Below are 3,815 nucleotides of genomic sequence, written 5' to 3'. Positions count from 1 at the left end.
CGCCGGTCCCGTCCCCCCGCCTGGCACCCCCCGCGCCACAGCCCGAGGAGCATCATGAGACGTCCACTCCGCGCCCTGGCCGCGGCCGGCCTACTGGCCGCCGGCTCACTGGTCGCCGTCGCGTACGGCGGCACCGCCTCCGCCGACACCCAGATCTGCGAACAGTACGGCTCCACCGTCATCCAGAACCGGTACGTGGTGCAGAACAACCGCTGGGGCACCTCGGCCCAACAGTGCATCAACGTCACCAGCACCGGCTTCGAGATCACCACCCAGCAGGGCTCCGCGCCGACCAACGGCGCACCGGTGTCGTACCCGTCGGTCTTCGTCGGCTGCCACTACACCAACTGCTCCCCCGGCACCAACCTGCCGATGCAGGTGGACAGGATCAGCAGCGCCACCAGCAGCATCGACTACCGGTACGTCAGTGGGGCCACCTACAACGCCTCGTACGACATCTGGCTCGACCCCACGCCCAAGCGCAACGGCGTCAACCAGATGGAGATCATGATCTGGCTCAACCGGCAGGGGCCGATCCAGCCCATCGGCTCACCGGTCGGCACCGCCACCATCGACGGGCGGACCTGGGAGGTCTGGCGCGGCAGCAACGGCGCCAACAACGTGATCTCGTACCTGGCGCCGTCGACGATCAGCAGCGCCAACCTCAACCTGCTGGCGTTCATCAGAGACACCCGCGACCGGGGCGCGATCACCAACAGCTGGTACCTGACCAGCATCCAGGCCGGCTTCGAGCCGTGGCAGGGCGGCGCGGGCCTGGCTGTCAACTCCTTCTCGGCCAGCGTCAACGGCGACGGCGGCCCGATCACGCCCCCGCCGTCCACCCCGCCGCCGTCCACGCCCCCGCCGTCCAGCCCGCCGCCGGGCGGCACCGGGTGCGCGGTGACGTACACGCCGAACTCGTGGGGCAGCGGCTTCACCGCCGAGGTGCGGATCACCAACACCGGCACCAGCACGATCAACGGCTGGATGCTGACCTACACCCTGCCGTCGGGGCAGCGGGTCACCAACGCGTGGAACGCCACGGTCAGCCAGAGCGGGCAGAACGTGACCGCCCGCAACGTCGGCCACAACGGCACGATCGCGCCTCGGGGTACGGCCAGCTTCGGCTACCAGGGGACGCTGAGCGGGGCGTATGCGTCACCGACCAGCTTCTCGCTTAACGGGGTCGCCTGCTCGCGGGCCTGACGCTCGTCAAGCAGAAGGGGCGTGACCATCAGGGTCACGCCCCTTCTGCTTACGTGATGCCGGCAGCGAACTGCTATCAGTTGACTTGCGGCGATCACAGCCAGCACATGCACTACACCAAACGAGAGATCCTGGTTGCGGATTCGATGGAATTCGCATCCGATTGTTCAGCGAGTATGCGCCAGTAGGTCGTATCTCTTACCTCGATCACCAGCACGCACCTCCCAATCCCATCGGATGCCACAAGGCTGACGTCGATCGGTTGGTCCACATCATCTGAGAAATGGAGCAAACGATCCCAAGAGCAACTCAACCCCTCCACAGAGGCGCGAATTCGTTGCTCAAGATCAAGCGCATTGAGGTTTGAATCCGTCTTGAAAGTCCCCTCGAAGTTGAGAAGACGCCATGACCATCCCCGTGGCCGAACCTCGCGCAGAACATCGGACAGTGAGACCATCTCGCCGCCCGCGCGGAACGCTGGTATACGGAACTCGATCATTGACAGCCACCATCCAAGGGAATAGCGCCTCCCCGTTTTCCGGTAACAGGATCGTAGACATGCTGGTGCGGATTGGGGTGGACCGATGGGTCACTGTGATCGGACCAGCCAACCGTGACGGCAACCGGAGTAGACAGGACATCCTTGTACGGCCGCCCGCTACGATCCGTGACCGAAGCGGGCGGGCCTCAACAGGGATAGAAACGGCTCGAAATTCTCACGTGGGACGCAACATGTCGGGCGCCAGGTCTCCACCCGGCACAATTTGACCATAATTGGTGTCGACGGTCAACGAACACCATTGCGCGATTGAATGAACCAGTGCAACAACGAGATCAGGCGCGCGGTAGTCGACGCTAAAAATGGCGCTCGGCGATTTCGGAACTCGAACCTCCGGCCAATCTTCAAAAATGCCGTTGACTTCAGGATCGGACACCTCTACCACATAGCATTGTTCGCCGCCGCGTCGAAGCGTCAGGACAGTGCCATTGACTGACACGTCGCCGACCGATTGCACGAACTCTGCCAGTTTTCCCAGGTCAACTGTTCGGTCGTCGACAACCAGGGCCAGCGTCTCCGTCATGGTTTTGGCCCGACCCAAGTAATCAGATCGTCCATATCCCTGAAGACCGGAACGCCGAGGTTTTCAATCCCCTTCACGACGCTGCCCTTGAGATTCGGACCGTAGATCGCGACGCGTCGCCCACCTGCGCTCGGAAGAATTCGCTCTTCCATCTGGGCCACCTTACCCTTTCCACCGCCACATGCCACCTCGCACACGAAGTCGTCGTCGTAGACGTCATGATCGGTCCATTGCGTCCCATCTGGACGACGAACATCGCCGCCAGTGCGCACATTCCGCTCAGGGTAAGCACTCTGAATCGCGTCCCGAACCTCTTCCTCTCCGCAGTTGTGTACGAGGACCGGCGTGTCACCGGCGATCACATAGTACGTGTGGGATTTTTATTCCGTCACGCAGTGTGACCTACGTGGTCATGGCGTTTCACCTGGCCTTTCGCGTGTGACACCAACTCGCCGCATCGAAATCTATCGGTGTTGACGGCGACGGTGACGGCAACCTGGAGAGACGCCCGCGCCCGCCGACGGCCAGCGCATCGATGGGTGGGGCTATCCGAGGTAGGGGGTGTCGCGGTGCTCGGCGTGGTGGTGGAGGCGGAGGCGGACGGTGTCGTGGATGGGGATGTGGTCGAACTCGGCGGGGTCGATGAAGCGGACGTCGGTGGATTCGTCGCTGACGGTCAGCGTGCCGCCGGTGACTCGGGCGAGGTAGGTCACGGTGAACTCTTGCCGGACCTCACCGTCGACGTACGCAATGACGTGCGCGGGGTCGGTGTATATGCCAAGCAGGCCGGTGATCTCGATGTCGAGGCCGGTCTCTTCCTTGACCTCGCGGACGGCGCACTGTTGGAGGGTTTCGCCGATGTCCATGGCGCCGCCGGGAAGCGACCAGTTGCCGGAGTCGGTGCGCCGTTGCAGCAGGATGCGGCCGTGCTCGTCGGTGACGATGGCAGCGGCGCCGGGGACGAGGCTGTTCGCGGTGGGGGCGTGCGGGTCGTGGTAGTAGTCGCGCCGGCCGGTCACCGGGTCTCCTTCGGGTGGGGGGTGGTGGTTTGCCAGATCTGTTCGAACTGGTCGGCGTGGGCGGCGAAGATGCCGTGCGGGGAGAGTTCGCGCAGGTGCAGGGCGGGGTGTTGGTAGCCGCGGGCGCGGTACAGGTGTGGGGTGACGATCATCTGGTGGTCGAAGCGGAACACCGAGTTGTACAGGTGCACGGTGTGCAGCCCGATCTCCACCCCAGGCACGCCGTGCAGCGGTTCGCAGAAGTTGAGGGCGTTACGGATCCGGCCCGGTAGGGTGCCGCCGATCTGTTCCAGGGCGTCGCGTTCGGCCACATGCGGGCAATCAGGGTCGGCGAACGCGAGACGAACCCGGGCGCCGTTGGTGGCTTTGTCGGTGATGAGCTGCATGGTGTTGGGCAGCAGTTCCAGCAGGAACGGGTAGGCGTAGCCGAGCAGGTCGATCCGGGTGGTGGCGCCGGTGAGCAGGGCCGCCCACACGTGGTGGGGGATGTCGGCGCGGTGGGCGTAGG

At 64.2% G+C, this 3,815-nt stretch carries 6 protein-coding genes; 1 reads left to right on the top strand and 5 read right to left on the bottom strand.

Translation table 11 applies throughout. The features are described 5' to 3' along the window. Positions 1 to 54 precede the first annotated feature (54 nt). Positions 55 to 1,206: a cellulose binding domain-containing protein gene (locus E1193_RS30440; RefSeq protein ID WP_132186580.1), complete on the top strand. Its 1,152-nt coding sequence runs from the start codon at positions 55 to 57 to the stop codon at positions 1,204 to 1,206. A gap of 112 nt (positions 1,207 to 1,318) precedes the next feature. Here the strand turns inward: E1193_RS30440 and E1193_RS30435 are convergent, their stop codons facing one another. From E1193_RS30435 to E1193_RS30415, 5 genes are all read right to left on the bottom strand, one after another. Then, on the bottom strand, positions 1,319 to 1,705 hold the full coding sequence (locus E1193_RS30435; protein WP_132186579.1) for a hypothetical protein: 387 nt from the start codon (positions 1,703 to 1,705) through the stop codon (positions 1,319 to 1,321). Positions 1,706 to 1,922: 217 nt separating this feature from the next. Then, positions 1,923 to 2,288, bottom strand: coding sequence for a hypothetical protein (locus E1193_RS30430; RefSeq protein ID WP_132186578.1), 366 nt, complete (start codon positions 2,286 to 2,288; stop codon positions 1,923 to 1,925). Beyond that, the gene (locus tag E1193_RS30425) at positions 2,285 to 2,650 is read right to left on the bottom strand and encodes a hypothetical protein (protein ID WP_132186577.1); all 366 of its coding nucleotides are present in this window, start codon (positions 2,648 to 2,650) and stop codon (positions 2,285 to 2,287) included. Before E1193_RS30425 ends, E1193_RS30430 begins: the two co-directional genes overlap by 4 nt. Positions 2,651 to 2,833: 183 nt before the next feature. Then, positions 2,834 to 3,307, bottom strand: coding sequence for an NUDIX domain-containing protein (locus E1193_RS30420; RefSeq protein ID WP_132186576.1), 474 nt, complete (start codon positions 3,305 to 3,307; stop codon positions 2,834 to 2,836). Then, the coding region (locus tag E1193_RS30415; protein WP_243707970.1) for an XRE family transcriptional regulator at positions 3,304 to 3,815 on the bottom strand (512 nt) is incomplete at its 5' end. The genes E1193_RS30420 and E1193_RS30415, both read right to left, overlap by 4 nt.

The sequence above is a fragment of the Micromonospora sp. KC606 genome, from assembly GCF_004348675.1.
Classification (GTDB): domain Bacteria; phylum Actinomycetota; class Actinomycetes; order Mycobacteriales; family Micromonosporaceae; genus Micromonospora.
Note: the sequence above shows the minus strand (reverse complement) of the source record. Positions and strands in the feature narration are given on the sequence as shown.

Coding starts and splice junctions, on each gene's coding strand:
- E1193_RS30435 (WP_132186579.1), bottom strand. CDS start 1,705: ATGATCGAGTTCCGTATACCAGCGTTCCGCGCGGGCGGCGAGATGGTC.
- E1193_RS30440 (WP_132186580.1), top strand. CDS start 55: ATGAGACGTCCACTCCGCGCCCTGGCCGCGGCCGGCCTACTGGCCGCC.
- E1193_RS30430 (WP_132186578.1), bottom strand. CDS start 2,288: ATGACGGAGACGCTGGCCCTGGTTGTCGACGACCGAACAGTTGACCTG.